Source organism: Pseudonocardia sp. SID8383, assembly GCF_009864975.1.
Lineage (GTDB): Bacteria > Actinomycetota > Actinomycetes > Mycobacteriales > Pseudonocardiaceae > Pseudonocardia > Pseudonocardia alni.
The window spans coordinates 1-1,298 of record NZ_WWFY01000770.1; the positions used below are offsets into that span (position 1 = coordinate 1).

2 protein-coding genes are annotated in these 1,298 nt (G+C 75.3%); both read left to right on the top strand.

Annotation, left to right across the window (positions count from 1 at the left end; translation table 11 throughout):
- The first annotated feature begins 125 nt into the window (after positions 1–125).
- On the top strand, positions 126–758 hold the full coding sequence (locus GTW08_RS18620) for an MBL fold metallo-hydrolase (RefSeq protein ID WP_073575828.1): 633 nt from the start codon (positions 126–128) through the stop codon (positions 756–758).
- On the top strand, positions 758–1,129 hold the full coding sequence (locus GTW08_RS18625) for a VOC family protein (RefSeq protein ID WP_073575827.1): 372 nt from the start codon (positions 758–760) through the stop codon (positions 1,127–1,129). The genes GTW08_RS18620 and GTW08_RS18625 overlap by 1 nt, the downstream gene beginning before the upstream one ends.
- The last annotated feature ends 169 nt before the right edge of the window (positions 1,130–1,298 follow it).

The following is a 1,298-nucleotide window of genomic DNA, read 5'->3' on the forward strand; positions in this document are numbered from 1 at the left end:
GAGCGCGGGCTCGGCGCGGGCCGGGGGCGCCGGGCCGGGCTCACCGACGCCGAGGAGCAGGCCGTGCTGCGGGCGCTCGGCTGAGCCGGGACGCCCGCCACCCCCCGACCGGGCATGCTGGTCCCATGCACCTGACGCACTACGGCCACGCCTGCGTCCTGGTCGACACCGGGTCGGCCCGGCTCCTGTTCGACCCGGGCGCGTTCTCGACCGGCTTCGAGACCCTGGACGGCCTGGACGCGATCCTGGTCACCCATCAGCACTTCGACCACGTCGACGCCGACGCGCTGCGCACCCTGCTGCGTGCCAACCCCGACGCCGCCCTGGTCACCGACGGCCAGACCGCCGGGCAGCTCGACGGCGTCGACGCCCGCACCGCCGCCCCCGGCGACGTGCTGGCCCTCGGCGGCGCCGAGGTGTCCGTCGTCGGGTCCGGGGACCACGCGCAGATCCACCCGGACATCCCGCTGGTCGCGAACAACGGCTACCTCGTCGACGGCGCGCTGCTCCACCCCGGCGACGCCTACGTCCCGCCGGGCGTCGACGAGCTGGCGACGCTGCTGCTCCCCACCGGCGCACCCTGGCTGAAGGTGTCCGAGGCCGTCGACTACCTGCGGTCGGTCGCACCGCGGACGGTGGTGCCGATCCACGAGGGCACCCTCGCCGACCCGGCGCTCCACTACCGGTTCTTCGACGACCTGGGGCCCGACGCCACGACGCTCCTGGTCCCCGACCGGGAGACGGCGGTCGACGTCTGATGCCCCTGCAGTGGGAGCAGGTCGTCGTCGACGCCCGGGACCCGGTCCGGCTGGGCCGCTGGTGGGCCGAGGCCCTGGACTGGACGGTCGTGAACGCCTCGGCGTCGGAGTTCGAGATCCAGCCCGCCGAGGGCGTCGTCCCCGGGCTGATCTTCGTGCCGGTCGCGGAGGGGAAGCGGACCAAGAACCGCCTGCACATCGACCTGCGGCCGGACGGCGTCCGCGACTCCGAGGTGGCCCGGCTGCTGATGCTGGGCGCCACCCGGGTCAACGTGGGCCAGCACCGGGCCCCGGCCGACGAGGTGTCCTGGACGGTGCTCGCCGACCCCGAGGGCAACGAGTTCTGCGTGCTCGGCGAGCGGCGGACCTGACACCTGTCCACAGGTGGCACCGGTTGTCCACAGGAGAGCACACACTGTGGACAACCGGGCCGATCGCCGGGGAGCTCCTAGGCGGCCGGGGCCGCGGCGGGGAACAGCGTGCGGTGCACGGCGCCGGCGGCACCCGCCCCGCGCGCCGCGTCGACGGCGGCCAGCGCGG